Genomic DNA, 18,348 nt, shown 5'->3' on the forward strand with positions numbered 1-18,348 from the left:
TGAGAGATCAAGAACCAATTCCGCATTAGGGAGAGAGTGCCTCAAGTGCTGTGGTTGAGCACCATTCGAAGGACAGCGTTTCTCTTCCTGTTAGGCGTTCTGTTCAGTGGACTGCCGTCGACCTATGCCGTCGCATTCGATCTCTTCGGATGGTTCGGCGGAAGTGATGATCCGCCCCCTCCCAGCGCGGATGCCCTACCTTATTCCCTCGATTATGCCATCGGCAGCGACATAAAAAATCTGGAGCAGACGCTGAAGGATGCGTCAACGCTGCAGAGCCTCCAGTCGGATCCTCCTCCAGACGCTGCAGCCCTGGTTGCTCGGGCGCAGGCCGATCTGCCACGTTTGATCGACGCGCTCTGGGGAGCGGGGTATTATAACGCCAATGTTACGATCAGCGTCGCCGGTGTTCCACTGGCGCTTCAGTCCGGACGCATCGAGGCCGCGGCGCGCGCGGTGGCCGGGTATCGGGCACGGGCCCTCGTGCCGGTCCAGATCATCGCGGATCCTGGGCCTCAATTCGCACTCCGACATGTTGCCGTTCTGGATGCACGCTCAGGAAGACCGTTCCCGCCAAGTGAACTTCCGCCGCGGGTGGTTCAGATCAACCCGGGCGATCCAGCTCGCTCTGCCGATATCCTGGGTGCTGAGGCGCGCATCGTGGATTATTTCCGCGCCGAGTCCCGCCCTTTTGCAAAGGTGGAGCGGCGTGAGCCGGTGGTGGTTCATCCGGCGCAAGCGATGGACGTGAGCCTCGCGGTCAATCCAGGCTCTCGTGCGGGTATCGGGCCCATTACGATCCAGGGGGCCGAAGGCGTCGATCCGGCCGTGGTGCGCTCTTTCATCTACACGGAGCCGGGCGATCCCTATTCGCCAGCGGAACTCGCCTCGATGCGCAAGTCGATCTCACAGATCGAAGCGCTGTCCTCGGTACGCATCCGTGAAGCGGAGGTGCTCGATGCCTATGGGAATTTGCCGCTCTTCGTGGAACTCACCGAGCGTCCGCCGCGCATCATTGGAGCGTCTGCTCAATACTCGACCACGGACGGACCGGCGCTCAGAGCCTACTGGGCGCATCGCAACCTGTTCGGCGGCGCCGAGCGGCTGAGGTTCGAGGGCAATCTCTTTTACCTGACCGAGGACGGTGGGCGGCCAGACGAGGACGATGGTTTCGACTGGAGCGATCTCGGCGGTCGTTTCCGCGCGAGCTTCCTGAAGCCGGCCCTGTGGGGAACCCGCAACGACCTGCTCGTCGATGCACTCGTCGAGCGCGACCGCACGGAGGGCTATACCAGCCGCCTCGTCAACGCGACCGCCGCCATCCGTCACCGCTTCAGCGAGACCTTCGCGATCCAGGGCGGCATCGAGTACGAGCGGGGACAGACCTCGGACGTGCTCGGGCAGATCGACTATACCCTCGTCGGATTGCCCGTCTCCCTCACCTATGACTCCACCGATAACGCCCTCAATCCCACCGAAGGCATTAGGCTGATCGCCTCGGTAACGCCTTACCCCGAGTTCCTCGGCTCCTCGGTTCCTATCACGGTGGCTCGTGGGACTGCGTCGGCCTATTACTCGTTGGATGAGGAATCGCGCTACGTGTTGGCCGGGCGCATCGGCCTCGGCTCAATTGTCGGGGCGGATCTCGATGAGATTCCCGCCAACCGGCGTTTCTTCGCGGGTGGCGGTGGTTCCGTGCGCGGTTACACCTACAGGACTCTTGGACCGACCTTCCAGGGCGAGCCGATCGGCGGACGGAGCCTTCTGGAGGCATCGCTTGAGGCCCGCATCAAGATCACCGACACGATCGGCATCGTGCCTTTCGTCGATGCCGGCACCGCTTTTGAATCGAGCTATCCGGATTTCGACGAGCGCATCCGCATCGGCGCTGGTCTTGGCCTCCGCTATTACACCGGGATCGGCCCTATCCGCCTGGATGTCGCGATTCCGGTCAACCCGGAAAGCGGCGATCCGTCTTACGCCATCTATGTCGGAATCGGGCAGGCCTTCTGATGAACAAGCCAATCCGCTCCCTTGCCCTTCTGACCGTCTTCCTCGCTGTCGCGCTGATCGCGTCTTGGGTCCTCGTCTCGCGTCCGAGTCAGGCGCAGAGTGATCAGGGCGTTCTGGCGAGCCTGATTTCGCGTCTCCTCTCCACGCCGACTACGCGTGTCAGCATCGGCAGCGTCGAAGGAGCGCTCTCCTCGAATGCCGTCATCCGCGACGTGCGCATCGCAGATCGGGACGGTGTGTGGTTCAGTCTCGACCGCGCAAACCTGGTCTGGAGCCGGACAGCGCTTCTGCGTGGACGGCTCCAGGTCGACGAACTCACCATCAGCCGACTTCAGATCCAGCGCCGGCCGCTGCCCGTCGAGGAGGACGCGCCGGTCTCCGACGAGCCGATCCTGCCCGAATTGCCGGTCCGGGTCATCGTCGACCGCTTTGCCTTGCAGGAACTGGTGCTCGGCGAGCCGGTGCTGGGCACACAGGCACGGCTTTCAGCAGTAGGCTCCGCCCAGATCGGGAATCCTTCGGAAGGGCTCGACCTTACCTTTGCGGCGCAGCGCCTTGATGCTCCCGGGCAGCTTTCCATCGATCTCAATTACGTGCCGCAGACCAACCGCCTCGCGCTCGACCTCACGCACCAGGAGCCCCCCGGCGGCATCGCGGCCCGGCTTCTGGAGCTTCCCGGCCTTCCGCCGGTCGATCTGAAGCTGGCCGGGCAGGGGCCATTGAGCGACTTCGCGGCGCGGCTCGATTTTACAGCCGGCCCGACGATCGGAGCGGCGGGCACGACGACGGTACGACGCACGAACGCTGCCTATGACTTGAAGGTGGACCTCGCAGCCCGCATCGAAGGGCTGCTGCCGGCGCCGGCTGCCCCGATCTTCAGCGGTACCACGCAACTCGTCGGCAATGTGAATGTCGCCGATGACGGCGCTGTCCGTTTCCAACCGGTTCAGATCACGTCGAATGTCGCCCGCTTCGATATGAGCGGAACGGTCAGTTCCGGTCAGGTTCTCGATATCCGGCTCAATGCCCGTGCCCTTCCGACGGATGGCAGCAGAACGCGCGCCGGAGTGGCCGAGATCGCCCGGCTCAACTTCGACGGCACCGTTCAGGGTCCGCTGACGGCGCCGCGCGTCAATGGCACCTTGGATGCTGCGGAGATCCGGTTGCCGGAAGGCTCCCTCGATGCGCTCAACGCCCGCGTGACCATGAACCCGGTGGAGGTCGCCTCTCCCCCGGACCGCTTCTCCTTCGCCATCGATGCCAATGCCAGCGGGATCCGCCCCGCTGATCAGGCGCTGGCGCGCGCCATCGGGCCGACCCTTGCGGTGACTTCCCGCGGCTCGTTCGATCTTGAAGGTATTGCCAGCGTCGAGACTGCACGCATCGAGACGTCGACCGCGAAGGCGAGCTTCACGGGCCGGGTCGGATCGACTGTCCTCAACGGTACGCTGGATGCGAGAATTCCTGCGCTGGCTCCGTTCTCCGGCATCGCCGGACGCACGCTTCGTGGCTCGGCGGATCTTGACGCCCGGCTCACCGGCAATCCGCGCCGCTATGATATGGCGGCGGCTGTCGATGCGCGGCTTCGCGAGCTGTCGACCGGAACACCGGCTCTTGATGGACTTCTGGGACGTGCGGTCACCGCTGCAGGCACATTGCGCCGCATCCCGAATGGGTTCGCCTTCAACGACTTCCGCATCGATGGAGCGCATCTCGATGCGCGTGTGGACGGGCAGGCCACGCAATCGGCTGCGAACCTGGGTCTCGACATCACCATTGACGAATTGAGGCGTGTGGACGAGCGCATCACGGCAGGCCGGGCGACTGTTGCTGCGCGCCTGATGGGCTCTCTCGAGCGGCCGGATGTCACCGGCACCGCTACGCTCACCGATGTCCGCGCGCTCGGCCGCTCCATTCCGCGCCTTGCTCTCGATCTCAGTGCCCGCGACGTGACCGGCGCACTCGACGCGGATCTCACCTTGGACGGGCGGGTTGATGACAAGCCGGCCACGGGTTCCCTCCATCTGGCGAAGCCAACCGACGGTGGATGGCTGCTCCATCGGCTCGATCTCGACATCGGATCGGTGGCGCTCAATGGAAATCTCCGCCTAGGTCCTGACCAGTTGGCACAGGGCGAGATCACCCTGTCCGGCAGCAACCTCGACGATCTCTCTCCACTCGTGCTGACGAAGCTCGATGGGTCGCTCGATGCCGCCGTGTCGCTCAGCGCGCAGGGGGGGCGACAGGACGTGCGGGTCACCGCACGAGGGTCGCGCTTCGCCGTGGGCGATGTCTCCGTGCGGGATTTCGACACGCGGCTTAAAGTTCAGGACATCTACCGTCGCCCGGTGATCGATGGCTCAATCTCCGCTGCGTCATTGACCGCCGGGGGGCAGACCTATCGCGATGTACGTTTCGTGGCTGAGGGCACACCGGATGCCTCCCGCTTCAGCGCCTCAGCGACGGGGCAGGGGTTCGATCTCGATGCGCAGGGTCGCGTCGTGCCGGGCGACGCGACACGGATCGAATTGGCTTCGTTCAGTGCGCGCCGTGGCGGCAGGCGTCTGGCTTTGGCGCAGCCCGCCACTGTTACGCTGCAGGATGGCGCCGTTGCCCTGTCCAATGTGGTGATCGCGGCGGATCAGGGACGTGTTGCCCTGTCCGGTACAATCGGCGACAGGCTCGACCTCAATGTCGACATCCGCAACCTGCCGCTTCAGACGGCCGAAATCATTGTGCCGAATCTCGACCTTGCCGGCACTGTCAACGGTAATGCCGCAGTGACAGGAAGCACGAGCAATCCGAGCGGCACCTATCGGCTCACGGTATCCGCCCTTGCGACCGCGCAGACCCGTCAGGCGGGGCTGCCGCCGCTCGGCATTGAAGCCCAGGGCCGGTTAGCCGATCAACGCATCGGTATCGATGCGCGTGTCTCGGCCGGCCGCGCCGGCACCTTCCAGGTTTCCGGCAGCGTTCCGATCAGGACAGCCGATGAAATTGCGCTCAGGGTTTCGGGGCGCACCGACCTTGCCATCGCAAACACGTTCCTCTCAGCCTCCGGTCAGCGCCTTACCGGCACGGCCAACCTGGATCTCTCCATCGCTGGAACGATCGCCGATCCCCGCATTCAGGGGAGTGTAAGCCTTGCCAACGGCAGCTTCTCCGATGCGCTGCAGGGCATCCAGCTCAACGGCATCGCCGGGCGGCTTGCGGCACGCGGACAGGTGCTCGCTATCGAGAGCCTGACGGCGCAAACCCCAAACGGCGGCTCTCTTGCGGCCCGGGGACAGGTGACCATCGATCCGGCCGCGGGCTTTCCCGGCGAGATCAGGATTACAGGCAGCCGGGCCCAGCTCGTATCCAACGAAACCGTCGAGGCGAGCGCCGACTTGGACCTGACCCTCTCAGGACCCCTGGCCCGCCGACCTCGCGCGGCGGGTCGCGTCAGCATCATCACGATGAACGTCTCCGTGCCAGACCGCCTGCCAACCACCTTGCGGCCGCTGCCCGGGACGAAGCATGTGAGGCCCACGCCGACCGCCGCGGCCCGGCTTGCCCTAGCCCAGCGGCGGCAAGCCGCTTCTGCGAGAGGAACGCCTTTCCGAGCTGAACTCGATCTGGTGCTGACCGCGCAGAACCGCATCTTCGTACGCGGGAGAGGACTTAATGCGGAACTCGGAGGCGACCTGAGGCTTCAAGGAACCACGCAGGATCCCGTCGCCATTGGGGCCTTCGAGCTGCGCCGCGGACGCTTCGATCTTCTCGGGCAAAGGATCGACCTCGTGCGCGGGCGCCTGGACTTCACGGGCGATCTGACGCCGTCGCTCGACTTCCTGGCCGAAACCCAGGCTGGAGACGTGACGGCGCGCATTGGGGTAACAGGGCCGGCGTCGAGCCCCGAGTTCTCGTTCAGCTCGAGCCCCGATCTGCCGCAGGACGAAGTGCTCTCCCGCGTCTTATTCCAGAAGCCATCCGGCGGCCTTTCCGCCGGTCAGGCGCTGCAACTCGCGCAGGCCGTGGCGCAGCTCTCCGGCGGTTCCGGCAACGATGCATTCGAGCGCCTGCGCCGTTCGCTCGGCGTCGACAGCCTCGACATCACGGTGGGCGCCGGCGGCGGGCCGGGTGTCGGTGTCTCCCGCTATATCAGCGATAATGTCCGCGTGGGCGTGCGAGCCGGTGCGCGGCCTGAGGAAAGTGGCGTTACGGTGGATATCGATTTGACACGGCGCCTCAAGGCCCAAGGCGAGGTGAATGCCGAGGGCGGCACCTCCGTTGGGCTTGGATTCGAGTTGGAGTACTAATGCCGTCGGGCTGGAAATCATTTGGTGGGAGCTGCCAGATGACGGCTCCCACGTTTCTTTCTATCAGTCGACCTTGGCACCGGATGCCTTAACGACCTTGGCCCACTTCTCGTGCTCGGCTCCGACATAGGCCATCAGTTCATCCGGGCTCATGGGTTTGATCTCGCCGCCGAGATCGGCAAAGCGCTTCTGCAGTTCCGGCGTTTCCAGCGCCTTGCGGACTTCCTGGTTCAACTTGTTCGTGATCTCCGGCGGAGTGCCCTTGGGAGCAAACAGCGCGAACCAACTCGTTGCCTCGAATTGGGGAAGGCCTGCTTCGGCAAGCGTCGGTTGGTCGGGGAGAGCCGGGGAGCGCTTCGACGACGTGACCGCCAGGGCTCGGAGATTCCCGGCGCGCACATGCTCGATCGAGGAGGGGAGGTTGTCGAACATCACGTCCACCTGCCCGCCGATCAGGTCGTTCACCGCCGGCCCGCTGCCGCGATAGGGCACGTGAGGCATCTCGACGCCCGTCATCTGCTTGAAGAGCTCGCCTGAGAGATGGATCGAGGTGCCGTTGCCGGATGAGGCCATGGTGAATTTGCCGGGTGTCGCCTTTGCCTCGGCGATGAATTCCTGCACGGTGGTGGCCTTCACCTTCTTGGGACTGACCACCATCAGGTTCGGCACGCCGGCCACATAGGCAACGGGTGCGAAATCGGTGAGCGCATCGTAGGGCATCTTGGCATAGAGGCTCGGATTGATGGCATGAGTGCCGACCGTGCCCATGACCAGCATGTAACCGTCCGGCTCTGCCTTCGCGACCGCATCAGCCCCGATATTGCCGCCGGCACCGCCACGGTTCTCGATGACGAACTGCTGGCCTAAGGACTGGGACAGCTTCTCGCCTACGAGCCGGGCGAAGATGTCCGTGGTGCCGCCCGGCGTGAAGGGCACGATGAGGCGGACTGGTCTGGTCGGATAAGCTGCCGGCTGGGCAAACGCCGCTCCCGAGACAAGGCAGGCTCCGGCTCCGAGCAGAAGGCCAAGCATGTATTGGCGTCTCGAGTAGGAAGAGGATGGCATGGCGACTCCCTAGGGTTTAGTGTTGTTGACCGCTGGGATAATTTCCTGGGCGGTAGCCCCCATGTGAGCGCAACCGACGGCCCGGGGCAATGGGCCATAAAGGGCCGGCTTGAGGCTCCCTAGTGCCGGAAAAATTTTTCTGGATTTAGGGAACTATGATCCCTTGAAAAGTGTTACGCAGGGTCGAATTCCATCCGAAGACGAACAAAGTAGCTTTTGGGACGTCGGCATATGGGGATCCAGGCGCGGGTAAGCCTGGAACAGCGTAACAGGGGGCCTTATGTCACAAGTCGAAACCGCCATTTCGCAGCTTGATCCCAAGCTGCTGCTCAAAACCCTGCGCGCATTCCGGAGAGGCGACTTCTCCGTGCGCCTGCCATCGGATCTGACCGGCATCGACGGCGAGATCGCCGAGGCCTTCAACGACATCGCTGACCTGAACAAGGGGCTGGCCCAGGAACTGGACCGGGTGGCCAAGGTCGTCGGCAAGGAAGGGCGGATCGGCGAGCGCGGACGCCTTGCGGCAGCAACCGGTTGCTGGAACGAGTGCATCGACTCTGTCAATTCGATGATCGGCGATCTCGTCCAACCGACAACCGAGGTGGCCCGCGTGATCGGCGCGGTGGCCAAGGGCGATCTCAGCCAGACCATGCAGCTCGAGATTGAAGGCCGCCCCCTGCGCGGCGAATTCCTGCGCATCGGCAAGGTGGTCAACACCATGGTGGGCCAGCTGAGCTCGTTCGCGTCCGAGGTGACCCGTGTCGCGAAAGAGGTGGGCACCGAGGGCAAGCTTGGTGGTCAGGCGCAGGTGAAAGGCGTTGCCGGTACCTGGAAAGACCTGACCGACAACGTGAACATGATGGCAGCCAACCTCACCGGTCAGGTGCGTAACATCGCCGAGGTCACAACCGCGGTGGCAAACGGCAACCTCTCCAAGAAGATCACGGTTGACGTCAAGGGCGAGATGCTTGAGCTGAAGAACACCATCAACACCATGGTGGATCAGCTCAACTCCTTCGCCTCCGAAGTGACCCGCGTGGCGAAAGAGGTGGGCACGGAAGGCAAGCTCGGCGGGCAAGCACAGGTGAAGGGTGTCGGCGGCACCTGGAAGGACCTGACCGACAACGTGAACATGATGGCGGCGAACCTTACCGGCCAGGTGCGCGGCATCGCCGAGGTCGTGACTGCCGTCGCCGTCGGCAACCTTACGCGCAAGCTGACCGTGGATGCCAAGGGCGAGATTGCGGCGCTGGCGGACACCATCAACGGCATGATCGACACATTGGCCACCTTCGCCGATCAGGTGACGAACGTGGCACGCGAGGTGGGTATCGAAGGCAAGCTCGGGGGCCAAGCGCTCGTGCCTGGCGCTGCCGGCCTGTGGCGCGACCTCACCGACAATGTGAACATGATGGCGGCCAACCTCACCGGTCAGGTGCGTAACATCGCCGATGTGACCACGGCGGTTGCTAACGGTGACCTGTCGAAGAAGATCACCGTCGACGTCAAGGGCGAGATGCTGGAGCTGAAGAACACCATCAACACCATGGTGGACCAGCTGAACTCCTTCGCCTCCGAAGTGACCCGCGTGGCCCGCGAGGTGGGCACGGAGGGCAAGCTCGGCGGCCAGGCCCAGGTGAAGGGAGTCGGTGGTACGTGGAAGGACCTGACCGACAACGTGAACATGATGGCGGCGAACCTCACAGGCCAGGTGCGTAACATCGCGGACGTGACCACGGCGGTGGCGAACGGCGACCTCTCCAAGAAGATCACCGTCGATGTGCGTGGTGAGCTTCTCGAGCTGAAGAACACCATCAATACCATGGTGGACCAGCTCAACTCCTTTGCCTCCGAGGTCACCCGCGTTGCGAAAGAGGTGGGCACGGAAGGTAAGCTGGGAGGTCAGGCCCGCGTGGAAGGCGTCGGAGGCGTCTGGAAAGGCCTGACCGACAATGTGAATATGATGGCGGCCAACTTGACCGGCCAGGTGCGTAACATCGCCGATGTGACCACGGCGGTGGCGAACGGCGACCTCTCCAAGAAGATCACCGTCGATGTGCGTGGTGAGCTTCTCGAGCTGAAGAACACCATCAATACCATGGTGGACCAGCTCAACTCCTTCGCCTCCGAGGTGACCCGCGTCGCGAAGGAAGTGGGCTCCGAGGGCAAGCTCGGTGGTCAGGCGCAGGTGAAAGGTGTCGGCGGCGTCTGGAAGGGCCTCACCGATAACGTGAACCTTATGGCGGCGAACCTCACCGGCCAGGTGCGCGGCATCGCCGAGGTCGTGACTGCGGTTGCAACGGGCGACCTGTCGAAGAAGATTACCGTCGTGGTCGAAGGCGAGATGCTGGAGCTGAAATCGACCATCAACACGATGGTGGACCAGCTCAACTCCTTCGCCTCCGAGGTGACCCGCGTGGCCCGCGAGGTGGGCTCTGAGGGCAAACTCGGCGGCCAGGCCCAGGTGAAGGGCGTTGCCGGGACCTGGAAGGACCTGACCGACAACGTGAACATGATGGCGGCCAACCTCACCGGCCAGGTGCGTAACATCGCGGACGTGACCACGGCGGTCGCGAACGGTGACCTGTCCAAAAAGATCACCGTCGACGTTAAAGGCGAGATGCTGGAGCTGAAGAACACCATCAACACCATGGTGGACCAGCTCAACTCCTTCGCCTCCGAGGTGACCCGCGTGGCCCGCGAGGTGGGCACGGAGGGCAAGCTCGGCGGCCAAGCACAAGTCCGGGGTGTCGGCGGTACCTGGAAGGACCTGACCGACAACGTGAACATGATGGCCGCCAACCTGACGGGTCAGGTGCGTAACATCGCGGACGTGACCACGGCGGTGGCGAACGGCAACCTCTCCAAGAAGATCACGGTCGACGTCAAGGGCGAGATGCTGGAGCTCAAGAACACCATCAATACCATGGTGGACCAGCTCAACTCCTTCGCCTCCGAGGTGACCCGCGTGGCGAAAGAGGTGGGCACGGAAGGAAAGCTCGGGGGCCAAGCCCGCGTGGAAGGCGTGTCGGGTCTCTGGCGCGATCTCACGGACAACGTTAACCAGCTCGCCGCCAACCTAACCAACCAGGTGCGAGCCATCGCAGAAGTCGCTACGGCCGTGACGCGCGGCGACCTGACCCGGTCGATCACCGCGGAAGCCCTTGGCGAGCTTGCAGCGCTGAAGGACAACATCAACGAGATGATCCGCAACTTGCGCGATACGACGCTCAAGAATGCGGAGCAGGATTGGCTGAAGACCAACCTCGCCAAGTTCACCCGCATGCTGCAGGGCGAGCGCGATCTCGCCACCGTCTCCAACATGATCCTGTCGGAGATTGCCCCGCTGGTGAATGCGCAACAGGGCGTGTTCTACACGGTCGAGAACCGTGGCGAGGAACCGAGTCTGGAACTCGTCGCTTCCTATGCCTTCACGGAGCGCAAGCATCTTGGAAACCGCTTCCGCCTGAGGGAGGGGCTCGTCGGCCAAGTCGCTTACGAGAAGAAGCGCATTCTTCTCACCAACGCACCGAACGATTACATCAAGATCGGTTCGGCGCTTGGCGAGGCCGCGCCGCTCAACATCATCGTCCTGCCGGTTCTGTTCGAGCAGGAGGTGAAGGCGGTGATCGAGCTGGCTTCGTTCAACCGCTTCTCCGAAACCCACCAGTCCTTCCTCGACCAGCTGACGGAATCGATCGGTATCGTTCTGAATACGATTGCGGCCAACATGCGCACGGAAGGTCTCCTGAAGCAGTCTCAGCTTCTGACCACCGAGCTGCAGAGCCAGCAGGAGGAGTTGCGGAACACCAACGATCGTCTCGAGCAGCAGGCAGCCACGTTGCGTCAGTCCGAGGAGCTTCTGCGCCAGCAGCAGGAGGTGCTCCAGAGGACTAACGAGGAGCTTGAGGACAAGGCGCGACTGCTTGAAATCCAGAAGCGGGAAGTGGAGACAAAGAACCAGGAGGTCTCCATTGCCAAGACCGCCCTTGAGGAAAAGGCCGAGCAGCTCTCCCTGACCTCGCGCTACAAATCGCAGTTCCTGGCCAATATGAGCCATGAGCTGAGGACGCCTCTCAACTCGCTCCTGATACTGTCCAAGCTTCTGACCGAAAACTCCGATGGCAACCTGACGGACAAGCAGAAGGAATTTGCCAAGACGATCCACGCGGCCGGTTCCGATCTCTTGTCGCTCATCAACGACATTCTGGACCTGTCCAAGATCGAATCCGGAACGGTCAGCCTTGAGGTCTCCAACGTGGCCTTCAAGGATTTGGTCGAGAACATGGACCGAACCTTCCGCCAGGTGGCGGAGGAGAGGAAGCTCAATTTCCACGTCGAGGTCGATCCGAAGCTCCCGCTGGCTATCAGAACGGATTCGAAGCGCCTGCAGCAGGTACTGCGCAATCTGTTGTCGAACGCCTTCAAGTTCACGGAACGTGGAGGCGTGACGCTTCAAATCGGTTCGGCCGAGGGCTCGCCGCTGCGGGCTGGAAGCCAATGGATCGCCATGTCCGTAACAGATACCGGCATCGGCATTCCCGAGGAAAAACAACGGATCATCTTCGAGGCGTTCCAGCAGGCGGACGGGACCACGAGCCGCAAGTACGGTGGAACCGGTCTCGGCCTGTCGATCAGCCGTGAGATCGCGCGCCTCCTTGGCGGCGAGATCGTGGTGTCGAGCACGCCAGGAAGCGGCTCCACGTTCACGCTCTTCGTCCCCGTGGAGCCTCCTTCAAGTCATGGAGCGCTGAGCACGGCATCTGCAGCGCGAGCGATCGGCGACGGAGCGGGATCCTACATGCCGTCCGAGGATACATCCGGAACGATGATCCGGCAGCCTTCCGCTGCCATGGCGCTTTCCGCGTCCCTCGATGATCGGCATGCGATCACGGTGGGCGACCGCATCGTGCTGATCATTGAGGACGATGCGATGTTTGCATCGGTGCTGCTGGAACTTGCGCGGGAGGAGGGCTTCAAGGGCCTTATCGCCATGGACGGCGCTTCGGCGCTTGCCTTGGCCCATCGCTACAAGCCCCATGCAATCACCCTCGACATCGGATTGCCCGACATGGACGGGTGGGCACTCCTCGACCTGCTGAAGCATGATCCGAGGACGAGGCACGTTCCCATTCATGTGATTTCGGTCGACGATCAGAAGAAGCGCGGCCTCAAGGCCGGCGCCTTCGGCTTCCTCGAGAAGCCTGTCGACCGAGAGGCTCTCATGGGGGCGCTCAACCGCACGAAGGAGTTCATCGATCGGCCGGTGAAGAAGCTTCTCCTCGTCGAGGACGACGACAATCAGCGCATGAGCTTGTCCGAACTCATGAAGAACGAGCAGGTCGATGTCACTGCCGTCGGGACGGCCGAAGGCGCTCTGGAGGTCATCCAGGTGCGACCCTTCGATTGTGCCATCGTGGACCTCGGCCTTCCGGATCTGCCCGGCGCCGAACTGATCGAGCGTATTCGCAAGACCAACGGCGGTGAGGAACTGCCGATCGTCATCTACACCGGTCAGGATCTCACCAGGGAGGAAGAGCGTCGATTGCAGAACATTGCTGCAACGATCGTCGTCAAAGGCGAGGGCTCGTCCGAGCGGCTTCTCAATGACACGGCGCTGTTCCTCCACCGGGCGATCAGCGCCATTCCTGAGGATAAGCACATCATTGTCGAACATCGGGCCGATGGATCGCTCGATGGACGCAAGGTGCTCATCATCGATGATGACATGCGCAACATCTTCTCGCTGACGAGCGCGCTCGAGCAACATGGGTTATCCGTGATCTTCGCGGAGAACGGTGCGGAAGGAATCGAGAAGCTTCAGGCCAATCCCGATATCGATGTTGCCCTGGTTGACATCATGATGCCGGGAATGGACGGCTACGAAACCATGCGCGAGATCCGGAACATCCCGCAATACCGTGATCTGCCGCTTGTTGCCGTCACCGCCAAGGCCATGAAAGGCGATCGTGAGAAGTGTCTCGAAGCAGGTGCGACGGATTATGTGTCGAAACCTGTGGATATCGATCAGCTTCTTGCCGTCCTGCGCGTTCAGTTGAGCCGGAGCACCTATATCCCTGAAGGGAAGGCCGCTCCCAATGGCGCGGCAGGTGTCGGGTTGAACTCATGATCGAAGACGCTGGGCGGGTTGATGCGGGCCTGGGGGCGGATGAGTTTCATCTGGTCTCGGCCCGTCCTGTGACGGATCCCATCCTGGCCAAGATCCTAGTGGTCGATGACGACCCCAGGAATTTGATCGCCGTTGAAGAGGTGTTGCGATCTCCCGGTGTGGAGATCGTCACCGCCGATTCAGGCGAGTCCGCTTTGCGTCGTGTTCTTCAAGACGACTTCGCGGCCATCCTTCTCGATGTGCAGATGCCCCGGATGGACGGTTATGAGGTTGCCAGCCTGATTCGAAACAGACCCCGCTCATCGCGGGTTCCGATCCTTTTCCTGACGGCCTTCAACAAAGACGACATGCATGTCTTCAAAGGGTACTCGGCAGGTGCAGTCGACTATGTCTTCAAACCTATCGAGCCCCTGATCCTCAAGTCGAAGGTGGATATCTTTGTCGATCTCTATCGCAAGACGGAGGAGATCCGCCGCCAGGCGGAGCAGGAGCGCCATCTCCTCATGGACAACCTGCGGGTCCGTAGCGAGAAGCTGAAGGCCGAGCAGGCCCTGCGGCGGCGCGAGGAGCATCAGGCCATCGTTCTGCAGTCGCTGCCGATTGCGCTCTATACGGCGTCCGTCCAGAAAGATCACAGGCAGCTTCACTTCACCAACGAAAGCATCGAACGGATCAGCGGCTTTCGTCCAGAAGCCTTCCTTGAACGTTCAGACTTCTGGTCCTCCCGGATCAACGACGAGGATCGGGACAGGATCTTGAATGAACTCAAGCGATTAGAGGAAGAAGGGTTCGTCAGCCTCGAATATCGCTGGCTTTGCGCAGATGGCGTTGAGCGATACTTTCTCGATCAGACGGTTCTCATGCGGGATGACGAAGGTCGCCCACGCGAGTTCTTTGGGATGTGGTTCGACATCACCGAGCGCAAGCAGATGGAGCAGAATCTGCTTCATGCCAGCAAGCTTGAGGCCGTTGGTCGCCTGACGGGTGGCATCGCTCACGATTTCAACAACATGCTGAGCGTCGTCATCGGGAATCTCGACCTTCTCAAGAAATCCATACAGGGCAATGAGAAGGCGGAGCGGCGGGTTCGAATGGCCATGGAGAGCGCGCAGCACTGCGCGGATCTCACCTATCGGCTCCTGACCTTCTCCCGCCGTCAGGCACTGCAGGTGTCGACGATCAACGTGATGAGCCTGATGCCGAGCCTCCTGGAGCTCATGCGCAGGACACTCGGTGAGAACATAAACGCCAGCGTCCGTGCAGATGACAACATTTGGCCGATTCAGGTTGATCGGGCCCAGTTCGAAGCGGCTCTACTGAATCTTGCCGTGAATGCTCGAGACGCTATGCCGGATGGCGGCGATCTGACAATCACCGTTGCAAACCAGACTGTAGAAGAAGGAAAGTCTCTTCCACGCGGTGATTACGTGGAAATTGCGGTTCAAGACACCGGGATCGGAATGCCGCCTGAAGTACTCGCGAAAGTCTTTGAGCCGTTCTTCACGACAAAGGAAAGTGGCAAGGGTACCGGTCTCGGTCTCAGCATGGTCTATGGCTTTGTTCAGCAATGTCACGGCCGCGTAGAAGTGGATAGTGCGCAAAATGTCGGGACGACAATCCGCATCTTCCTCCCTCGGTCATATGAGATCGCCGAAGATACCTCCAACAATCACACGGGCGTTACCACGCCGTTCGGCGAGGGGCGAACTATCTTAGTGGTCGAGGACAATCCTGCAGTCCGTCAAGTCGCCACATCCACACTTCACTCTCTTGGCTTCACGGTACATGAGGCCGAGAACGGCGACGAGGCCGCCCGAATCCTGAAAAAAACGAGGGATATATCTCTCGTACTCTCCGACGTTCGAATGCCCGGGGATCTGAGTGGCGTTGATCTTGCCCGCCTCATCCAACAAGAGCACCCAGAGATTCAAGTTCTCCTGACAACCGGCTACTTCGATGGTGAAGAGACGCTCAACGATCTCAATCTTCTTTACAAGCCTTATCGTGCAACTGATTTGGCCGAGAAGATCCAGGATCTGATGAAGCTGCCAGAGATAGTCGAGTTAGAGAGTGTCACAGCGCGACCAGAGGCTGCAGTAGCGTAACTTCCTAAGTGCCTCTATGATGAAGGTCATTTCATCATTATGCCCTTAGCGATGTATTTCAGTTTCCAAGCTGTTCGAAGAACAAGATATCACTGCGGCACAGGCTGCCGCTAAGATGTTCAAGTAGTCGCGGTGAGTGTATCCCTGTCGCCTTGCCATGCGGTGTAGAAGTCGCCGGTACGGTCGAGAACGAACACCGTCGGGCAGTTAGATACGGCGGACCAGCAAGCCGATTCAACTGCGAATTTCAAAGCCTTGGCGCGGAAATAGAAGGAACCCAGATCTCTCCCAAACTGCGAAACAGTCCAGCGATTATGCTTGAACGCAACGCAGTACGCTCCGTGGGCCATCGGAATCCTCCCAAGTAGCTTATCTGGCAAATCACAGGGCAGTTGCTAACCATCCTGTAATGAGAATGCAACCGCCATTGGCGACTCATTTACGCATGAAAAGTTAAGTGTGAGTTTCGCCGGCTGGTGCTGAACGCTGGATCCGGGAAATTGCTCAATAGGCTCAAAACGGTTATCTCATAAGCGATGTCTCAGAGCGAGGCCGTCACTCCTCCATCGACATAGATGATCTGCCCGTTGACGAAGTTTGAGGCATTCGAGGCGAGGAAGATTGCGGCTCCGACGAGGTCTTCCAGCTCACCCCAGCGGCGAGAGGGAGTTCGACCGATCAGCCATTCGGAGAAGGCCTTGTCCTCCACGAGCGCGCGGTTGAGTTCCGTCTTGAAATATCCAGGACCAAGGCCGTTGACCTGAAGTCCGTGCTTTCCCCAATCGATCGCCATGCCCTTGGTGAGCATCTTTACTGCTCCCTTGCTCGCCGCATAGGGAGCAATGGAGGGGCGCCCGAGCTCGCTCTGGACCGAGCAGATGTTGATGATCTTGCCTCGTCCGCGCGGGATCATGCATTTTGCAACGGCCTGCCCAACATGGAAGACGCTGTCGACATTTGTCTTCATCAAGGCATGCCAGGCATCTTCCGGGTAATTTTCGAGCGGCGCTCGAAGCTGCATGCCGGCATTGTTGACTAGGATGTCGATGGGACCGACATTGTCCTCGATCCATTCAATGGCTGGCCTGACTGCACTGCTGTCGGTGACATCAAAGGCCATCTCATGTGCCGACAGGCCTTCCTGGCGGAGCCGCTCGGCAGCCAGTGCAAGTTTCGCCGGCTCGCGCCCGTTGAGAACAACCTTGGCTCCGGCTCCTGCAAGCCCATGGGCAAGGGCAAAGCCAATTCCCGCGCTCGATCCTGTCACCAGAGCAACCCGTCCGGAGAGACCGAAGAGATTTACAACATTCATCATCATGCGCCTTCGTTCCGCCGGCTGCGCCTAAAGCACCCTTCCAGGGTTGAGAATGCCAGCAGGGTCGAGGGTCTGCTTCATCTTGGCCATCAAGGCGAGTTCAGGTCCGGATCGGCTCAAGGGCAGGTAAGGCCGCTTGATGCGTCCTATGCCATGCTCGGCCGACACCGAGCCGCCGAGGCGTGAGACGAGGTCATAGACAAGCCTCTGGACACCCTTCTTGGTCGCGTCAGTCATTTCCCGAATGGCCACATTGATATGAATGTTGCTGTCTGCGACGTGTCCGAAAACCACCCAGATAGCCTCCGGCCAATGCTTTGGCATCTCCTCACGCAGATGTGCGACGGCCTCCGTCATCCGGTCGAGCGGAACGCTGACATCGAAGCGGATCTCCTCAGGCAGGAAGCGGCCATACTCATAGGGCGTTTCCCGGTAGGCCCAGAACCGGTTTCGGTCGGTGCGCGATTGTGCGACCAAAGCGTCCTTGATCAAGCCCTGCTCATAGAGGTCACTAAGGACAAGCGAGAACGCCTCCGTTCCTGCTGGGTCTTGTCCCATATCCGCTTCGATCAGGAGCGTGATGTCATGCTCGGCCTCGAAAGCTTTTGAGAGTCCGCAGACTTGGGTGGCGACGGTCATGAACTCCCGCCACATCGCCTCGAACACCAGCAGGCGCCCCGGATGCGCCTGCTGGAACTGCCGCAGAACAAGGAGCCCGTCCTCAAAGCTCTCGACAGCGCAGAGAGCGGTCTGAAGGCCCTGGGGTTTCGGGTGCAGCCCGATCACAACTCGCGTGATGACGCCGAGGGTTCCTTCGCTTCCGATGAACAACTGCGTCCAGTCATAGCCGGCATTGTTCTTCAGCATCTTGTTCAAGGATCGGATGACGGTGCCGTCCGCGAGAACAACTTCCAGACCAAGGATGTTGCGGCGGGCCATGCCGTAACGCAGCACCTGATTGCCGCCGGCATTGGTAGCAGCATTGCCGCCGATGGTGCAGGTGCCTCGCGCACCGAGATCGATCCCGCACAGATAGCCAGCCTCATCAGCGGCCTGCTGCACGGCTGCGAGCGGCGTTCCGGCAAGAGCCGTCAGCGTCGCGCTGGCGGCATCGATCTCTTCGATGCCTGTCATGCGCTCGAGGGAGAGGGCGATTTCTCCGGCCTGAGGGTGCGCACCGCCTGCCAATCCCGTTAGACCGCCCTGGACAACGACGGCGTACTTATGCTCGTGGCAAATGCGAAGAGCTGTGGCAACATCCTCGGTCGTCTGCGGCATGACCAAAGCTTTGGGGGGCGTAGGCGGAAGCCCGCTGGCATCGGCATGATTGCGCAAAGGAATATCGGATCCTGTCTTAACCTGAGATCCAAGGGCAGCTTTTAAAGCATCAATCAAATCGCTCATGGCATTCCATGTCTT

General features: G+C 61.3%; 7 protein-coding genes. 4 read left to right on the forward strand and 3 right to left on the reverse strand.

Annotated features, from left to right (window positions below):
• Window positions 1-54 precede the first annotated feature (54 nt).
• Together I2H36_RS01350 and I2H36_RS01355 are read left to right on the forward strand one after the other, a co-directional pair.
• On the forward strand, window positions 55-2,013 hold the full coding sequence (locus I2H36_RS01350) for an autotransporter assembly complex protein TamA (protein ID WP_246718591.1): 1,959 nt from the start codon (window positions 55-57) through the stop codon (window positions 2,011-2,013).
• Window positions 2,013-6,314 carry a translocation/assembly module TamB domain-containing protein gene (locus tag I2H36_RS01355; RefSeq protein WP_196262090.1) on the forward strand — a complete coding sequence of 1,434 codons (4,302 nt, stop codon included), beginning with the start codon at window positions 2,013-2,015 and terminating at the stop codon, window positions 6,312-6,314. The genes I2H36_RS01350 and I2H36_RS01355 overlap by 1 nt, the downstream gene beginning before the upstream one ends.
• Before the next feature lie 63 nt (window positions 6,315-6,377).
• Here the strand turns inward: I2H36_RS01355 and I2H36_RS01360 are convergent, their stop codons facing one another.
• Window positions 6,378-7,379: a Bug family tripartite tricarboxylate transporter substrate binding protein gene (locus I2H36_RS01360; protein WP_196262091.1), complete on the reverse strand. Its 1,002-nt coding sequence runs from the start codon at window positions 7,377-7,379 to the stop codon at window positions 6,378-6,380.
• A gap of 280 nt (window positions 7,380-7,659) precedes the next feature.
• Here I2H36_RS01360 and I2H36_RS01365 point away from each other — a divergent pair, with 280 nt between their 5' ends.
• Entirely contained in the window at window positions 7,660-13,509 is a 5,850-nt protein-coding gene (locus I2H36_RS01365) for a HAMP domain-containing protein (protein ID WP_196262092.1), read from the forward strand.
• Complete coding sequence (locus I2H36_RS01370) at window positions 13,506-15,614, forward strand: response regulator (RefSeq protein ID WP_196262093.1); 2,109 nt, start codon at window positions 13,506-13,508, stop codon at window positions 15,612-15,614. The genes I2H36_RS01365 and I2H36_RS01370 overlap by 4 nt, the downstream gene beginning before the upstream one ends.
• Window positions 15,615-16,155: 541 nt before the next feature.
• Here I2H36_RS01370 and I2H36_RS01375 read toward each other — a convergent pair.
• Window positions 16,156-16,926 (reverse strand): SDR family oxidoreductase, encoded by a 771-nt coding sequence (locus I2H36_RS01375; RefSeq protein ID WP_196262576.1) that lies wholly within the window; start codon window positions 16,924-16,926, stop codon window positions 16,156-16,158.
• 30 nt (window positions 16,927-16,956) lie between these two features.
• A complete protein-coding gene (locus I2H36_RS01380) occupies window positions 16,957-18,333 on the reverse strand; it encodes an FAD-binding oxidoreductase (protein WP_196262094.1) in 1,377 nt (458 codons plus the stop codon).
• Window positions 18,334-18,348 lie beyond the last annotated feature (15 nt).

The organism is Microvirga terrestris (assembly GCF_015694425.1).
Classification (GTDB): domain Bacteria; phylum Pseudomonadota; class Alphaproteobacteria; order Rhizobiales; family Beijerinckiaceae; genus Microvirga; species Microvirga terrestris.

Excerpts from the sequence above, each read along its gene's own strand:
- I2H36_RS01355 (WP_196262090.1), top strand. The coding sequence starts at position 2,013 with ATGAACAAGCCAATCCGCTCCCTTGCCCTTCTGACCGTCTTCCTCGCT.
- I2H36_RS01360 (WP_196262091.1), bottom strand. The coding sequence starts at position 7,379 with ATGCCATCCTCTTCCTACTCGAGACGCCAATACATGCTTGGCCTTCTG.
- I2H36_RS01365 (WP_196262092.1), top strand. The coding sequence starts at position 7,660 with ATGTCACAAGTCGAAACCGCCATTTCGCAGCTTGATCCCAAGCTGCTG.
- I2H36_RS01370 (WP_196262093.1), top strand. The coding sequence starts at position 13,506 with ATGATCGAAGACGCTGGGCGGGTTGATGCGGGCCTGGGGGCGGATGAG.
- I2H36_RS01375 (WP_196262576.1), bottom strand. The coding sequence starts at position 16,926 with ATGAATGTTGTAAATCTCTTCGGTCTCTCCGGACGGGTTGCTCTGGTG.
- I2H36_RS01380 (WP_196262094.1), bottom strand. The coding sequence starts at position 18,333 with ATGAGCGATTTGATTGATGCTTTAAAAGCTGCCCTTGGATCTCAGGTT.